At 52.3% G+C, this 16,262-nt stretch carries 10 protein-coding genes; 8 read left to right on the top strand and 2 right to left on the bottom strand.

Annotated elements, in window-relative coordinates; translation table 11 throughout:
• The first annotated feature begins 246 nt into the window (after positions 1-246).
• From Pr1d_RS13140 to Pr1d_RS13125, 4 genes are all read left to right on the top strand, one after another.
• Positions 247-1,860, top strand: a complete 1,614-nt coding sequence (locus Pr1d_RS13140; protein ID WP_148073959.1) for a PEP-CTERM sorting domain-containing protein — start codon at positions 247-249, stop codon at positions 1,858-1,860.
• 125 nt (positions 1,861-1,985) lie between these two features.
• Positions 1,986-3,161, top strand: coding sequence for a DUF1559 family PulG-like putative transporter (locus Pr1d_RS13135; protein WP_148073958.1), 1,176 nt, complete (start codon positions 1,986-1,988; stop codon positions 3,159-3,161).
• A gap of 69 nt (positions 3,162-3,230) precedes the next feature.
• Positions 3,231-4,679 (top strand): hypothetical protein, encoded by a 1,449-nt coding sequence (locus tag Pr1d_RS13130; RefSeq protein WP_148073957.1) that lies wholly within the window; start codon positions 3,231-3,233, stop codon positions 4,677-4,679.
• Positions 4,680-4,729: 50 nt separating this feature from the next.
• On the top strand, positions 4,730-6,874 hold the full coding sequence (locus tag Pr1d_RS13125; RefSeq protein ID WP_210417700.1) for a glucoamylase family protein: 2,145 nt from the start codon (positions 4,730-4,732) through the stop codon (positions 6,872-6,874).
• 16 nt (positions 6,875-6,890) lie between these two features.
• Here Pr1d_RS13125 and Pr1d_RS13120 read toward each other — a convergent pair whose 3' ends face one another.
• Both Pr1d_RS13120 and Pr1d_RS13115 read right to left on the bottom strand, forming a co-directional pair.
• Positions 6,891-9,038: a hypothetical protein gene (locus Pr1d_RS13120; protein WP_148073956.1), complete on the bottom strand. Its 2,148-nt coding sequence runs from the start codon at positions 9,036-9,038 to the stop codon at positions 6,891-6,893.
• A 41-nt stretch (positions 9,039-9,079) separates the two neighbouring features.
• Entirely contained in the window at positions 9,080-12,778 is a 3,699-nt protein-coding gene (locus Pr1d_RS13115) for a GH36-type glycosyl hydrolase domain-containing protein (protein WP_148073955.1), read from the bottom strand.
• A 328-nt stretch (positions 12,779-13,106) separates the two neighbouring features.
• Here Pr1d_RS13115 and Pr1d_RS13110 point away from each other — a divergent pair, with 328 nt between their 5' ends.
• From Pr1d_RS13110 to Pr1d_RS13095, 4 genes are all read left to right on the top strand, one after another.
• Positions 13,107-14,030 (top strand): AEC family transporter, encoded by a 924-nt coding sequence (locus Pr1d_RS13110; protein ID WP_148073954.1) that lies wholly within the window; start codon positions 13,107-13,109, stop codon positions 14,028-14,030.
• A gap of 380 nt (positions 14,031-14,410) precedes the next feature.
• A complete protein-coding gene (locus Pr1d_RS13105; protein ID WP_148073953.1) occupies positions 14,411-14,638 on the top strand; it encodes a hypothetical protein in 228 nt (75 codons plus the stop codon).
• A gap of 253 nt (positions 14,639-14,891) precedes the next feature.
• The gene (locus Pr1d_RS26850) at positions 14,892-15,302 is read left to right on the top strand and encodes a hypothetical protein (RefSeq protein ID WP_238476492.1); all 411 of its coding nucleotides are present in this window, start codon (positions 14,892-14,894) and stop codon (positions 15,300-15,302) included.
• Positions 15,303-15,452: 150 nt separating this feature from the next.
• The gene (locus tag Pr1d_RS13095; RefSeq protein ID WP_148073951.1) at positions 15,453-16,163 is read left to right on the top strand and encodes a DUF502 domain-containing protein; all 711 of its coding nucleotides are present in this window, start codon (positions 15,453-15,455) and stop codon (positions 16,161-16,163) included.
• The last annotated feature ends 99 nt before the right edge of the window (positions 16,164-16,262 follow it).

The following is a 16,262-nucleotide window of genomic DNA, read 5'->3' as shown; positions in this document are numbered from 1 at the left end:
CAGTTGAGAACACGCTTTTGGACCTTCCTTACCGGGGCAGCGAAGGTCTTGGGCCAAAGAGATCTGCTTAGTCCATTTAAATGATGGGCTTTGCTGAGAGATCTGTTTGTTTAATCGAGGCCCGAAAGCATGGTAGTTTGCTTGTCTGCGATTTCATTTTCGGATGCTTGTTCGTGTGAACAAGAAACAAGAGTTGCTCTTAGTTACTAGCGGTAGTCGAATTCTTTTCACGAGGGAAAACCAACTATGAAAGTTACTGTCTCACTTTTAATTGCCTCTGCATTAGTCGCTTTGCCAGTAGGCCGCTCGCAGGCCGTTGAGCTCTTGATCAGCGGTGATTTTGAACCGCCCCAAACTGAATTTGGACAAGTCCCCGGCTGGCAGCTCGAAGAGTATTTCACCGGAAGTGCTGCAGAAGCAAATACGGCTGGTCTTGTTGGGGCCACAGACAGACGGCTTCAATTAAATGCCTTCGCCGCCGGAGGCCCGCTAACTCCCGGTCAAAGTAACTTTGATAATGACAATCCTCCAGCGGGAGACGTGGATGGCAATGATTTCTTCATCTGGCAAAGAAACTACGGGCTCGTGGGCACCGCCCTCCCGGAACAAGGCGATGCTAACGGAGATATGGATGTTGATGGAGACGATCTTGCAAATTGGCAAAGCAATTATGGTGCGCAACGTGCCGGAGTTTTCTCTAACGCCATCCTCTCACAAACTGTCCCCGGTGCAGCTGGCGAGACATACACTTTTCAGGGGACTTCGGAGTTTGAAGATAACTATTCTGGCTTAGTAGACCCGCTTTATGCCGAAAGCCCCAATGGCGCAATCCCATCTCCTACCATCACTCAGTTCAGGATGGAGTTTCTTGACTCGGGAGGGTCTGTCATTGGTCAGGCGACGCCCCTCGATCTTAGTACTGAAAATACATTTCCTGGCTTTCCCGTGGTCCATACTCCTTTAGTCGCCGTGGCTCCTGCTGGGACAACGAATGTGAGAGTGGTCGCCGAAGCATTGGATATGGCTTGGAATGGTAACTCGACCACGATGGGAGATTCCCAGGCGGCTTTCTTTAACGATTTCTCGCTCAACAGTGCTACGAACCCTGGCACCGACTTATTGGAAAATGGAAATCTGGATCTGGAGATTCCAACGGCTCTCGACTTCTGGAATCAGGTCGAGACTCCACCCGAAAAAGTGGAGATTCTCCGTGCTGGTAACTTTGGCTTTTCCAATCACACGCCAGGAGGAACGGCAGGTGTGTGGCTCAGTTCGTTTTTTGGTGGTAATACAAATTTCGCCACGCCGAATACGGATCCCGTAAGCGGAATTATTTCTCAAACGGTCGAAGCCGTCGCAGGGGGGACCTACACTTTCTCTGGTTGGACCAAGTTTGAAACGAACTTCTCAGGTGGCCTAGATACGATACCTGACACGTTAGGCGACAACGCGTTGTTTAAAGGAATGCCTTCTCCAACTACGGTTGAAATCAGGGTCGATTTTCTTGATATCAACAGCGTGGTGATTGATTCTGCGGTGATTGACGTGAAGCAGGCTCGCCAGGCTGCCTGCGGAGGCAATGCCAATGATCTTACATGTGGTCCTAACAGTGATGGCTGGGTCCAGTCTACTCTCCAGGCGGTGGCACCCGCTGGCACGATTTTCGCGCGCCTTACAGCCCAGATGCTTAATGGCGTAACAACTACAGGTCAACAGTCGGGGTTCTTCGACGATTTCTCTCTCGATGGACCTGCTCCGGGCATGTTCGCCGCCACGAATCAGGCGGTTCCCGAGCCCACTTCCTTGGTTATCTTAAGTTTGGGGACCCTGTTGGTGGGTTTGGGCAGGAGTCGAAGGTAGCTCGAACCTCGGATCAATTGAGAAGGGATTCTCGTTTCGTAGAAATTTGATTGATTATGTTTTTAAGGGTGGCCGCATGGAGCGCGCCACCGGCGGAAGGTCTATCCCAATACTAGGATAATACCATGAGATCAAACTCGTCACGCTTGAAAGCTGGCTTTACGCTTGTCGAACTCTTGGTGGTGATCGCCATCATTGGAATTCTAGTGGCCTTGCTGTTACCTGCAATTCAAGCGGCTCGCGAGGCGGCCAGACGGACTACCTGTCTCAACCAAGTCCGGCAAATGGGCATTGCCATGCAGAATCATGTGGATACCTACAAGGTTTTTCCCACTGGGGGTAATGTCCCCAATCCGCAAATCGAAGATTATACCACTGGGGGACTTAATAACCCAGGCAAGCCGAATGGACCCAACAAACAAGGGCTCGGAGCGTTCTATCAAATCTTACCCTATCTGGAACAGAATGCAGTCCAAGGGATTACTAATCAGGCCGCTCTCCAGTCGACTCTCATCCCGCTTTACAACTGTCCCTCTCGTCGTGCTCCAGGCACTGGGCCTGCAAGAGTTCAGCTCACTGATTATGCCACGGCTCAACCTGCCACTCTGTATTGCGGATCAAGCCCTTACGACCCCCTAGCAGCATGGCCCTTCAATGGACCAAACCCGGCATTTGCCATTCGCTCCTATTGGTGTGGAGATGGTGGTCCCGGATCCTGGGCGGTGGCAGGCCCACCGTTACCACCTGGAGCCTCACCGCCCCAAACTGCCATTAACTACGGTGGTGTGATCGTACGCACACCTTATCGGCGCATCACGGGAGCATCGGCCAATGCTCCAGCAGTCGGTGAGATCATCCCGGGTTACCCTAACGCCATCAAACCTGCCCAAGTGAGTGATGGCCTGAGCAATACTCTTGTCATTAGCGAGAAGTTGGTTCGCTCCGACCTGTACGAAGGTCAGCAGCCTGCCCCGCCGGATGACGCAGCTGGACGAGTATCTGACGATAAGGGTTGGGCTGACGGCTGGGATCCCGATTCAGTGCGATTTACTGGAGTTCCACCTCTTAGTGACGACGACCAAAGCGTCTGCCGGAGTTCAAATCCTGCTTTTCGCAGGACTTGTATTGGGTTCGGTGGCTCCATACCCGCACTTTTCTTTGGTTCGGCACATTCTGGTGGTGTCAATGCAGTCTATGCAGATGCGTCCGGTCATTTTATCACCTTTGACGTCGATCACCTTGTCTTTAATGCTCTAGGCACGCGGGATGGCGCGGAAATCGTCGATATGAGTCAGTTGTAAGTTTGTGGTCGGCGATTATCGCAGGTCAGATTTCTATGATTCCTGACTTGTGAGAAAGGTTATCGCGGCGTGTCCTGCAGGTATCTGTTCTTAGCCATTCTGATGGTTTTGTTGCACTTCTCGCCAGGAAAAGCTCAAGATTTCGACACAATTCGTAACGAACAGATTTTCCGCCTGCGCGGTTATGTGCTCAACGCGATCCGGTTCTCTGGCTTGGTGCGAGATTCGCTGGTGCTAGATGGCTCAAGCTTCCATCCCGCCACACCAGACGCAGCAGGCTTTGCCCTCCTTTCGCTGAGCGCATTTGATCATCTCGGCTTACAATCGGATGCCGATCAACGCGTCATTAAGATTCTTAATGCCCATCTCGGCCTAACGCCGGGAGTATCGCCTGAGCGCTCAGCAGATGGGCACTTTATTCATTTCATGAATGTCGATACAGGTGCAGCTGCCCCCTGCTGCTGGGACGATTCCTACAGCCCTATTGGGTCGGCGCTCCTTGTCGCCGGGGCACAGTTTGCCAAGCGACATTTCTCTGGCAACACGACGATTGCCTCCCTAGCCGATCAGCTCACGGCAAGCATCGATTTCAATGCGGCCATTCATCCCAGTCTCGATGGCCGGATTTATCTGGATATGACCAAGGAGGGGGGTGGTTCGGGTGGGGCTCTGCGGCCCTGGAATGAGTACATGTTGGTAGAAAGTCTTGCCCTCCGACAACCGAATAACGATCGGGCGTTGGCAGTGAAGGATCTGTGGCTCGACACGAATAGCTTACCCCAGATTTCTTACGAAGGGATTCCTACACTTACTGATAACGTTAACCGCTTTGCTTCCGGCTTTTGGGTGCAGCAAATGCATTTCTTCAATGGGGATTTTCGCCACAATGAAGAGTTCGAGACGTTCTTCTGGAACCAACGAGATGCGGACAAGATGTATTCCACGGACATCTTGGGGGAATCATATCGCTACGGTTTAACGGCGGGAGTCAGCCCACAGGGGTATCACGCTGATCGCATAGGAGATCATCCCGATAATGTGTTTTCTCCGGAGGCAGTGGCTGCCTGGGGTGACATGGACACCCTATTACAGTTCTACAATGAGCAGGTTTCTACTACGAGTCCCAGCTACAAGTTTGGAATGGTCCGCGTGTCGGCAACGGAGCCCAATTGGCTTCCGAATGATGCGGGGTTGGTCGATCATCTGTTTCTACTTTTTGGCCTGGTTGAGAGTATCGATCCGGACTTCTTTGCAGATCGCTTGTTTCCTGCGTTCGTTGAGGGGGACTTTGACAATGATGGCGACGTCGATGGCAGCGACTTCCTTGCTTGGCAGCGAGGCGAGTCGCCCGGCGGCTCGCTGAGTCCGATTGATCTCACAGTCTGGCACTCGAACTATGGAACCCCACCAGCAAACTCTGCTACTAACGTAGTTCCCGAGCCGACTACAATAAAAGTCCTCCTGGGATTCATGATCGTCTTATTAAGGAGGCTTCCCCGTTGTCAAATACGTGCGTGACACGAATCTGCTCTGTAATGATTCTCGGTTTGTTCTTCTTGCAACCAACTGTGGCACAGACTAGTTTTCACGATCAGCATGTGATCTTTGAGAATAGTGCAGCGGACGAAAGTTATTATCACAGCAATGGCACAGTCGTAGCTCCGAGCAAACTGGAACTATCGAGTGGAAAAATTCCTGTAACAAACGAGCATTTTGTAAGTCCTCCGAACGCACTGCGCCTATGCTGGAAATCGGTTACAGGTGCCGACTGGCGATTGACGCTCCAACTGCCCGAACGTTATGCAGTTGATAACCAGCTCGTTGGCGACACCCTTTCGATGTGGTGTTATGCAGAAGAGGAACTGCTCGAAGCTGTTGCCCCGCGGATCTGGATCGCTGATTCAAGTGGCGCAGGTTTACCTAGCATTTCGTTGCTGACAGGCAGGGATAGTTTGCAGTCGAAACAATGGATACGCCTGAACATTCCACTGAAAGCATTTGAAGGAAGCTACGGAAATACAAGGCCCGTGAGCTTCGACGCTCGGAAGCTCGCAAAGATTGTATTTGTCCAGGGGCTCGATGATGGGGCCAAACACGTTTTGACGATCGATGACGTACGAATCACAGACAGCACCCAAAGGGACCAGAATGCTCCCGCCACACCGCGAGGGTTAATAGCTGAAGGTCAGGACAGTCATGTCGATCTTAGCTGGCAACCTAATGAAGAGTCTGATCTTTTAAGTTATCGAGTTTATCGTGCGATTGAAGGTGATGAATGGCAACCAATAGCCACCCGCTCAGCCAATTTTACTCGGCATGCAGATTTCATCGGTCCGGACAAACGTGCTTCTTATAAAATCAGCTCCGTAGATGGGGAGAATAATGAATCTCCACTTTCAGAAGTAGCCTCTTCAATGACTCATCTGCTTGATGATCAAGGCTTACTGGATATGGTTCAGCGTGGCTGTTTTCGGTACTACTGGGATGCGGCAAACCGTGAATCGGGGATGGCATTGGAGGTGATTCCTGGCGATGAGAACCTCATTGCCTTGGGCGGATCAGGATTCGGCATTTCAGCACTTGTGGTTGCTACTGAGCGCGAGTTCATCACGCGAGAAGAAAGTGTCGAGCGGATGCTGCAAATCTTGCGATTCCTCAAGAAAGCGGATCGCTTTCATGGAGTTTGGCCGCATTTTCTCGACGGACGAACAGGAAAAGTATGGCCACTATTTGGCCCGTACGACAATGGCGGCGATCTCGTTGAGACTGCGTTTATTATGCAAGGTCTCCTGACGGCGCGCCAGTTTTTCAACGGCGATACGGAGAAAGAAGACGAGATCCGCGAGACCATCACCCAGCTCTGGCATGAAGTCGAGTGGGATTGGTTCCGCAAGACGCCTGATGGTGAGGTGCTTTATTGGCATTGGTCGCCCGATCACGAATGGCACATCAGCCATCCACTAGTCGGTTGGAACGAAACGATGATCGTCTACTTGCTGGCGATCGCTTCACCCACCCACCCGGTACCACCTGAACTTTATTACTCTGGCTGGGCGGGGCAGTCTGATTTGGCTGTCAAATATCGACATGGCTGGAGTCGCACCACCGAGGGTGATCATTATTCCAACGGCAATAGCTACTATGGGCACATGCTCGATGTGGGCTGCGGAACCGGGGGGGATCTGTTCTTTACCCAGTTTTCATATTTAGGTTTTGATCCTCGAGGGATCCGGGACCGTTATACAAACTATTTTCACAACAATCGGCAACTCGCTTTGATCAACAGGGCTTATTGCATAGACAACCCTCGCGATCGCAAGGGTTACGGCCCCAACTGCTGGGGACTGTCGGCTGGACTTCATTCCGGTGGGGGTAAGCCCCAGCCCCGTGATGATAACGGTACGATTTGCTGTTCAGCCGCACTAGGTTGTTTTCCTTATACACCAGATGAGTCGCTAGCCGTGTTAAAACACTTCTATCGCGAGCTGGGAGGGAAGATTTGGGGGATTTATGGATTTCACGATGGATTTAACGCCACAGAGGAGTGGTTCGATGAGTGCTATATGGGACTTAATCAGGCACAGATCGTTGTGGGCATTGAGAATCACCGTACAGGTCTCCTTTGGAAACTGTTCATGAGGAATCAAGAGGTGCAAACAATGCTCGACTTGATCGGTTTTGTGCCCGACGAGAGCAAAGCGCAGGATCCGTAGGTCCTGCTCGGCGGGGTCAGGAGACCCGCGCACCGTGAAGTCGGTAATAGAGCAGAGGCCTGAGACCTGCCCACAACATACCAATCAACAAAAACGAGATCACCATCCCTTCCGGTTCAGGCACAGCGATGGCACCAGAGAGCCCATTTACGCTGGAATGGCCCCTTTGCCAGCGAAGGAAATCTGCTCCGTCAGCGACGCCATCGCCGTCGGCGTCTCCTGCTAGTGGGCTGCCGATCGTAGGATTGCCGAAGCCGTTCTGCCACAACGAGAGGTCTGCATCATCGGTCACGCCGTCGCCGTTGAGATCGCCGTTGATGAAGACCTCGTCCAATGCAGAACTGATTCCGGCAAGTGCGGCAAAGAATTCGCTGCCACTTTGCACGCCGTTGAGGCGATCTAAGTATTCCAACAGCGCCATCGTCGAAAGGACCGTGTTCCAATTGTCGCCGCTGTTGGAGACAAAGTAAGGTTCACCCGCACCGGTGTTCCAGCGAACGGTGTCGGCAAGTCCCAACGGACCTGAGATGCCATCGACCTGCAAGAGCGCACGCAGGGCATCTTCTGCCCCGTCGGCACCGGCTAGCATGGCAAAAGACACGCTCCAAGGCATGAACAGATCGGGTTGGCCAAAATCATTGTAGAGACTGTATTGCTCGTAGCCGGAGAACGGCGCGCCACTCGCGGCATCGGGTTGAAAGAAATTTTCGCGTCCTAACTGATCCAACTTGGCCGCAACCTCACGCTGATAACGCAAAAAGTTTTGCCATGGGTTAGTGGCCAAGGAGCGGACCGGATAGTTGTCGACCCCCCGGTCACTCGTGTCGACGAACAGATTCAGGAGTGCCTGTTCAAAGGGGGCTCGAAACTGTGACAGACTGTGGGTCAGATGGGAATCGGCGGCATTCACCAAAAAATTTTTCGAGCGGTTGATGTCTGCATTCCAATGATCTTCGAGCGGCACGTGATGATCGTCGGAGGTTTCCGCCGCCAAAGAAATCACCTTCCCCTCGTTGGTGTAGCCGTTGTAGGTCCCTCCCGTGAAACCCGTTGCAGGGAAATAGGCGAGCCGGAATCCATTAGCAATGGCAAATGCATCGAGTTGGAAACGATTTTGAACCGCGTCAATCTGGGCTGCGAGTGCCGGGGAAGTTGCCGGCTGATTTTTGTAGTTGTGTAATCCCAGGGCGATGAATGAGGAGTCGATGCTCGACTCCTCGTTGCTCCCACCGGGAATGGCCGCTGTAACGGGGTTAATAAATCTGGTTGGTACATAAGAAGATTGATTGAGATTCGTATTGAGCGAGGTGGCAATCTGCGCGACGACACTGTCGGCCTCTGCTTGACTCACCCAACCTCGTTTGATCGCATTGGGAAGCATCCAAAGTACGCCTCCTGTGGTGTTCATAGCGGCGACACCCACGTCATCCTTGTGGTTGTAGATCAAGCCAGTCGTTCGATTACGCCCTGACCACAGGCCTTCGAATTGGCGGCGGGCAAGTCGCTCGGCGAGATCCTGTATAGGTGCTGTTTGGGGATCAACTGGCCCCCCCGGCTCGATCAGTGAAAAGTCGTCCAGATAGTAGGAACCCGAAACGGCAGTGGGTTCATTCAGAACGAAGCTCGCAATATAGGTGCGGCTAAGGTCGGGATCTCCCACGACACTCCATCCCGCTCCGAGATCGAAGTTCGAAGCAACCTGGTTCCAAGTCGCACCCGTGGGAATCGTAAACGTTTTTGATGCTCGATGGCTGTTGCTGTCGCGATAGTCTTTTAGTTCGAGGCGGATATTTAGTGGAGCATTCGTGTCATTACGAAAGTAGGCTTGGAAACCATCGTAGCGCGTGAGATCACGCGTTTGACGTTGGGCTTCGGTGCCAGTTCGCTCGCTGGAAAAAGTCTGAAAAAAGCTCAAGGTATTGGCGGGCAGGCTCCCTAGATTCGCTTGATAGGCAGCATTGCCGCTGTGCACAACACTGGTTTGCTTGGTCATGCCAACCATATTGAGCGTACCGAAAGGACCGCCCCAATAATTGAGTGAGCCATCTCGCTCGCCGTCAAGCAGCGGCACAACAGAGAAGTCTGTGGCAGCGAGGAAATTACCCAGAAGGCAACTCAATACAATGGCCAGGACAAAACTGGCCGATAATCGTGGCGAGCGCATTGAAAACCGTCTGAGAAGATAGGTGGGCGAGTGTAAACTACTTACAATATTACGACCACATTATGTACGAGTCCATCTTGCTGGACAGGCACAAGCGCGCCGTTCTCTGCTAATTCTACGACCGTGCCATCCAGTAGGGCCGAAGTAACGCCCCGCTCTTTCTTATTGGGATTCTGAATATGGATCTCATAAACCGTCTTCCGATCAGACAGTCGGTAGCGAACACGGCATTCTGGCCACCTGGCAGAAATGCAAGGGTCGATTCTCAATTGGGTTCCATCTTCTAGATGTATCCCAAGTAGCGACTCCACCGCCACTCGGAACATCCATCCCGCTGATCCAGTATACCATGACCAACCAGCACGCCCAACGTGCGGGGGTTGACCGTACACATCTGCAGCCACGACGTAAGGTTCTGCCTTATAAGTATCAACGACCTCTGGAGAGTTACCATGGCTCACTGGCGAAATCATCTCCAAAAGCTGGCATGCACGTGTGCCCTGGCCCATCTCCGCAATCGCGCGGATAAACCAGAGGACACCATGTGTATACTGGCCACCATTCTCGCGCACGCCTGGTAGGTAACCCTTAATATAGCCAGGATCGTTCTTCATCTTGTCAAAAGGTGGATCGAGTAAACGAATGATGCCGGCCTGCTCGTCGACCAAACGCTGGTCGGCGGCAGCGATCGACGAAGCTGCTCGATCTGGAGGTGCGACGTTTGACATGACTGCCCAAGCCTGTACGAGTGCATCGATCTGGCATTCGTCAGCGGCAGCAGTTCCGAGGGGGGTTCCATCATCAAAATAGGCACGACGATACCAATTTCCATCCCATCCAGCGTCGTTCAAAGCAAGGCGCAATTGTTCTCGATAATCTCCATAGCGCTCGTACCGTTGCTTATCGCCATGCTGCTGGCAGACAGGAAGCATTCGCTCCAAGATGTAATCGATAAAGAATCCCAGCCAGACACTTTCGCCCGTGCCACCCTGGCCTACACGATTCATGCCATCGTTCCAATCGCCCGATCCCATGAGCGGCAGTCCGTTGAGGCCTCGGGTTAGACCACGGTCCAAAGCTCGGCAACAGTGTTCATAAACAGTCCCTTTCTCACCAGAGTCTCGTGGCGTGAGAAAGATTTCAGGCTCGCCTGCGGGCAGTGGTTCCGAGGTAAGGTAGCGGACCTCTTCTTCCCATAACGATTGGTCACCCGTCGCTTGGACATACTCGCTGGCCACCAACGGGAGCCACAACAAGTCGTCGGCAAAAGCGGTCCGGATACCGGTGCTGTGCGGGGGATGCCACCAATGCAATACGTCTCCTTCGACGAATTGGTGGGCAGCATTGCGGAGAATCTGTTGTCGCGTGAGTTCTGGCCAGTGGTGAACCAAGGCTGAGCAGTCCTGAAGCTGATCGCGGAACCCAAAGGCACCTCCAGACTGATAACTGGAGGAACGGCCCCAAAAGCGGCAACTTAGGTTTTGATACAGGAGCCAACCGTTAACCATCAAATCAATCGCCGGAGCGGGGGTCTCGATCTTCACTGCCGTGAGTGTGTCTACCCAGAACGATTTCACGTCGGACAGGGCCTTTGAAATCGTTTCGGTAGACTGATAGGCCGAGACTAAATCTTGAGCCTCACTGTGAGCTCCCGTTTCGCCGAGCAAGAAAGATCGTTCAACGGTTTCCCCTGGTTCGATGGTGAACGTCGATTGAATGGCTGCACAGGAATCGAGACTCACCCCAGCACGTCCATTCAGTTCGCTACTATGCGACAGAGCCCGGGGATTACCGACCGTCCGTTGCACGCCTATGAATTCCGAGCGATCGGTTGTCAGAGAGCAATCACCCGATGAACCAGCAATTGCAGCGAAGGCCGTATGATCGGCATACTCTGCGCGGGCCTGATTGCACGCGAAGATCGTATTCTTCTCGGCATCGAGTGAGGTCTCAGTATGGAGAGGTCCGATCGGACAACCATCCGAGAGATCCCATTGCACATAGCTAAAAACGCTCAGTCGGCGCGGCTGATCACCAAGATTGGTGATCTTCACTCGCGAGATCTTGACAGGGTCTTCCCGTGGTACAAACTGCAATAACTCTTGTTCGAGTTGATCGCTCGAATGTCGAAACGAGCTATAACCCCAGCTATGACGCACTTCGTAGGTAGCCACTTGAGGAACGGGTCCTGGTGTCAGAGACCAATATTCCCCAGTATCCTCATCACGAAGATAAAAAGCCTCAGAGTGGGGGTCACACACGGGGTCGTTTTGCCAAGGCGTTAGGCGATTTAATCGGCTGTTGCCAGACCATGTGTAGCCAGCGCCAGTTTCTGACGCAATAAAACCGAATCCGGGATTGGATACAACGTTATTCCAAGGCATTGGGGGAAGTTGCAGCGTGCCATCCCCCTGAGGGCGCAGTCGCATTACGTATTCCCGCCCATCCTCTGTGAACCCCCCGATCCCGTTATCAAATAAAAGCGGTTCTTCGTATTCACCGAGTGCAAGCTTATGGGGCTTGCTACGATCATCGGCCTCAGTGAGAGGTCGGAAGGGCGCATTCACCGAATTGAATCGAGCCAAAGGCGATTGTGGAGCCACAATCCCTAAGTGATTCAAGTAGTCGGCTAGTTTGTCATGTTGTGCCTCGGTCACATCATGGTCAGCCAAGTGATTGCAGATTGCGTCTGACTCATTCTTGGCCGAGACCACCTTATTGGGCTGGTCATAGTCGGTAAAGCCATGCAGCCTACGTGTTGCGAGTTCTAGTAATTGCGGGATCTGCGTAGGTGTCAATTCGAATTCTGATAGCCGCTCGATCGCGGTGTTATCTGCCGAGAGAAATGCTTCATCTACGGTCCCGAGATTCTTCAAACTGGCAGCAGACTCCAGGAGTTCGGCTTGAGAGGAGGCGGCACCCAGGCAAAATGTAGTTTGAACGGAATCGCCCGGAGCCAAAACGTAAGTTCTTCGCAGAGAGAATACCGGATCCAGGACGCTGCCAACAGTGCCTGTCAGAGGAGCATTTGTATTCAGAGCCAGCGGGCTGCGAAGACTCCGAGCGCGGCCAATGAAGTTGTTGCGCGATGTCTCCCATTCAATTCGAGCCGATCCTTTCTGATCGTCCGTGAAGAAATGAGAAGCAAATAAGGTTTTCTCGTTGGAACCACGAGGTCTGCGATGAGCTAGCAGCATCGCACCGTCATGAACCTGTGTTTCTACAAACAACTTCGAGAAAGCGGGGTGCGCGCGGTCGGCCTGAGAGTCTTGCAGAACGATTTCGGCATAACTCGTGAGTTCCAGCGAGCGTGTCTCTTCGCTGTTGTTTGTGAGAGTGATACGACGTAGATCGCAACTGAGCGTGGGATGAATGCATACTTCCAAGCTTGAAGCAATTGCTTGATCGACACGCTTGGCAACAAAAGTTCCCGGAGTCAGAGTAACTTCAAATTCGTCGGGCACGATGCAGGTGGGCTGATATCCGAGTGACCAATAGAAGCCAGATTCCAAATCTCGGAGGTAAAAGAAATAGCCCAGAGCATCGCAAGTAGGGTCAGGCTGCCAACGGGTGATGGCTTGGGAGCCATCGAATCGAATCCCCCCGGTACCTGCCACCGAGAGAAAGCTGGTGATTCTATTGTCAGACAGTATCTGCACGACAGCGGGGGACTGAGCGAGCGCATTTAGGCCATGGTGAACCAATTGCTGCGTGGCAGATTCGAGTGTCTTAGAAGTCATTCGTACCTACTTCGGAAATATCAAACGTATCCATCTTAAACAACACGCAGAAATGAGTTCGAAAAGCAATTGAGGTCTTAACGATTGAACACGGAATTCCCTCCGCCAGAATCCACTGTTCGCAACGTAGCTTAATGAGATCTATCTGATCCACTCTTCCCCTTCTTGTGACAGCGCTTTCATTGTATAGTAGCCTTGAATTGCAGTGTTTGTCTAGCGTTTTGCCAAGGGAATCTCTAATGTTTTCAGCAATTTTCATTCGTCCCTGGCCTTACCCCATACGAATTCAAGCCTGAAGAACCGAAATCGGGGTAAGTTAATCATCATCATGAGTCCAGTCGTTACTTACGTCCTCCCGATTTTCTTTCTAATACTCTTGGGCTGGGGACTGAAGTCGAGCCATTTCTTAGAGGACAATGGTTGGAAAGCACTTGAGAGAATTACCTATTTCGTACTCTTCCCTGCTCTGCTCATTTCTACGCTAGCCGAGTCAGAATTGACCTATTTCGCAATTGGGCCTGTTGCTGTCTCAATTGCGGGTGCGATTCTATTTATCAGTGTCCTGTTGCTTTTGCTAAGAAGGCATCTACCGATTGATGGTCCAGCTTTTACCAGTGTCTACCAAGGCTGCGTCAGAATGAATACCTTCATCGGGCTTTCAATCGCGGAAAGCCTGTTCGGCGAGAAAGGACTTTCCGCAGCCGCACTGGCGATTGCCATTATTGTGCCCCTTGTGAATGTCTCCTGTGTAATGATGTTGGCCTGGTTTGGGTCAAGCACGACTTCCCGCAAGAAGTCGATACTCATTATATCCTGCCTGAGGAATCCCCTCATCATTGCTTCGGCAATAGGATTGGCTCTAAATATCACAGGCCTGGGAATGCCGTCAGTGCTAGGCACGATGACGAGAATCTTGGCCTCTGCGGCATTGCCGGTAGGACTGCTTGCGGTTGGCGCCGCCTTGAATTTCGAGGCACTACGTCTCGCTCGAGGGATAGCGATGGCATCTTCAGTGGTAAAACTAGTCGTATTGCCATTGACCACGTACTTCCTGTTACGACTATTCGATGTAACAGGTTTAGAAGCATCAATCGCCGTCTTGTTCAATGCTCTTCCTACAGCAACTAGCGCATACATATTGGCGGGCCAGTACGGCGGAGATGCCCAATTGATGGCAAGGTTGATCACGTTTCAAACTCTGATTTCGATGATTAGCCTTCCGATCGTACTCACTTATCTTGACTTCTCTTAAGTTTGCGATGGAAGTCCCTGACAGGAAAGCTGAAATGCCATTCTCGGCAGAAGGCTCTTGCTCGATTCGCTGCGGTTTCTCTTCACCCAAACAAGCACCCCAGCCCCTCCTCCAAAAGTAGAACCGCCCTCCACGCGGCCGAGTGACCATTTACCGCCACACCACCACAATTAGTGCGATTCCGCGGACTCTTGTCACTGCGCGTATCTCCCACTCCTTGAGGCGGTTTCCAATTTGCCCTGCGAAGCCAAAGTGAACAAAATGTTGTAGTCCCAGGGGGCTGTGTCCCTGGCAATCGTGTAGTAGAATCTGAAAATCACTCGCGGCTTGTCCTGAAACGTGTTCCCACCTAATTGCCGCGCACTTGAGGGAGATGATCAATGCTTAAGAAGATTCTGTTGTTGCTCGTTGTTATCGCTGGCTTGGCAATCGTCGACACGCCCACTGCTGAAGCCTGGGTTTATCGCCGGGCTCCGGTCCGTCGAGTGTGGTATCCGCGGCGGTATTACCGCCCGGTGGTTACACATCGCCCAGTGTTTGTGCAGCCCGCCCCCGTCTGGGTCCAACCTGCCCCGGTCTTCCACGGCCCAGTGGTTTGGGGTTGGTAATCATTTGGCTTCATAACCGCGACTGCAATTGGTCCAGAACGCGCCCGCCAGCAGCAAGCCTGCTCGCGGGCTTTTTCATGTTGCCCTCCCGCTCGAGACACGAGGCTCTCCCAATAAGCCGTAATTTAGTGAAGCTCGCCAGACCGGAGCAAGCAAGATCAGGTCGTTGTAGGGGTGGCGTCTCCTTTCTGCCGGTGCATTTTTGGCGAATAGTCCGAGCATAGCCAGCGACCACCCGTTGAAAATCATATGAATGCCAACGAACTGGCCAACGCCCCAGATGCTCGAGATGGGCCATTGCCGCCAGATCGAGAGCCCCAAGACCAAGCTGACCAATCAGCAAACCAACCAACATTCACCCCCGTTGGGGCAATCGCGCCACCAAAGCACTTTCGATGGGGAAAAGACCTTCGAAGATCAAGAACATTGTGATCAGAGGAGTAAGTGTGATGGCAGTCGATTGGGGATTGGCGAGGATCATGAAACCGACGACCGTGTAGAGGAGTCCCATCAGCAAATCAACGAAGAATCCCCCCCCAGCCCCATTGGCGATTTAGTTTTTGAAGCCCATTGTGCTCGATCAATACACTTTGAATCATCGGGAGCTCCTCTCCCCGTGGTTTGTCTGACAACAGAAACGAATACGCCACCCCTATCATCCTGAAACCTACAATAAATTCTGGACGGGGGAGTGGTTGTGCGGCAAAATTGTTTTAGAATGAGTTGCAGCAATTCGAGGCAGTGGCAAGAGGTCACTCTCGGATCCCGGCAACGAATTGAACGGGCTTTTCCGCGATTCACCTGAGGGACTGTGATGAAAGCCACGCAGAAGGAGCTGACGCTCACCCAGCGTCTGTGCCAATCTTTTCTTACAGGTCTATTAGGTTTTCTTCCCCTCGTCCTGACATTGGCTGTTCTAGCATGGCTGGTGGTGTTTCTGCACGATCTCGTAGGCCCTAAGAGCGAGTTTGGCAAAATTTTGTCTTCGGCCGGGTTCAATTTCGTCGCTTGCGAGACGGTCGCTTACCTTGTGGGACTAATTGGTACATTCGCCTTGGTCTACGGCTTTGGCCTGCTCATTGAAAGCGGAAAGGCTCGAAGTTACCAGGGATTGTTTGAAAATGCCATGAACCGCGTCCCCCTCGTGGGGTCCGTCTACGATGCCTCAAAACAACTTACGAGCATGTTCGATCGCAATAATGAAGACGTCAAAGGCATGCAGCCGGTGTTTTGTAGCTTTGGCGGCGAAGGCGGAACAGTACTGCTTGCCTTGTTGCCCAGCCCCAAGACCGTTCGCATTGGCGATCGGGACTACCACATCGTTATTGTTCCCACTGCGCCGGTCCCTTTTGGCGGAGCGTTGATCTGCGTGCCGATTGATTGCGTCGAACCGGCTGGTTGCAGTTTAGAGGGAATGGTGAATGTCTTCATGACGATGGGAGTTAGCGCACCCAGTTGCTTGGGAGCTGGTACACAAGAGAAGCCACCGATTGACGACGCAGTGCCAAAACAGGATAGTCACTGAGTAAAAAACATCCACCGTTGTTCAAGTCCAAACTTCAGGATTAAACTTCCCCCAAAGAATGAAAGTCCCTTTCATTCGTCTCCTAGATGCCAAGCATTT

Source organism: Bythopirellula goksoeyrii (assembly GCF_008065115.1).
GTDB classification, from domain to species: domain Bacteria; phylum Planctomycetota; class Planctomycetia; order Pirellulales; family Lacipirellulaceae; genus Bythopirellula; species Bythopirellula goksoeyrii.
The sequence above is the reverse complement of the archived record's forward strand: the minus strand, read 5'-3'. Positions and strand labels throughout refer to the sequence as shown.

Excerpts from the sequence above, each read along its gene's own strand:
- Pr1d_RS13120 (WP_148073956.1), bottom strand. The coding sequence starts at position 9,038 with ATGCGCTCGCCACGATTATCGGCCAGTTTTGTCCTGGCCATTGTATTG.
- Pr1d_RS13095 (WP_148073951.1), top strand. The coding sequence starts at position 15,453 with ATGAAAGCCACGCAGAAGGAGCTGACGCTCACCCAGCGTCTGTGCCAA.
- Pr1d_RS13115 (WP_148073955.1), bottom strand. The coding sequence starts at position 12,778 with ATGACTTCTAAGACACTCGAATCTGCCACGCAGCAATTGGTTCACCAT.
- Pr1d_RS13140 (WP_148073959.1), top strand. The coding sequence starts at position 247 with ATGAAAGTTACTGTCTCACTTTTAATTGCCTCTGCATTAGTCGCTTTG.
- Pr1d_RS13110 (WP_148073954.1), top strand. The coding sequence starts at position 13,107 with ATGAGTCCAGTCGTTACTTACGTCCTCCCGATTTTCTTTCTAATACTC.
- Pr1d_RS13135 (WP_148073958.1), top strand. The coding sequence starts at position 1,986 with ATGAGATCAAACTCGTCACGCTTGAAAGCTGGCTTTACGCTTGTCGAA.
- Pr1d_RS26850 (WP_238476492.1), top strand. The coding sequence starts at position 14,892 with ATGCCAACGAACTGGCCAACGCCCCAGATGCTCGAGATGGGCCATTGC.
- Pr1d_RS13105 (WP_148073953.1), top strand. The coding sequence starts at position 14,411 with ATGCTTAAGAAGATTCTGTTGTTGCTCGTTGTTATCGCTGGCTTGGCA.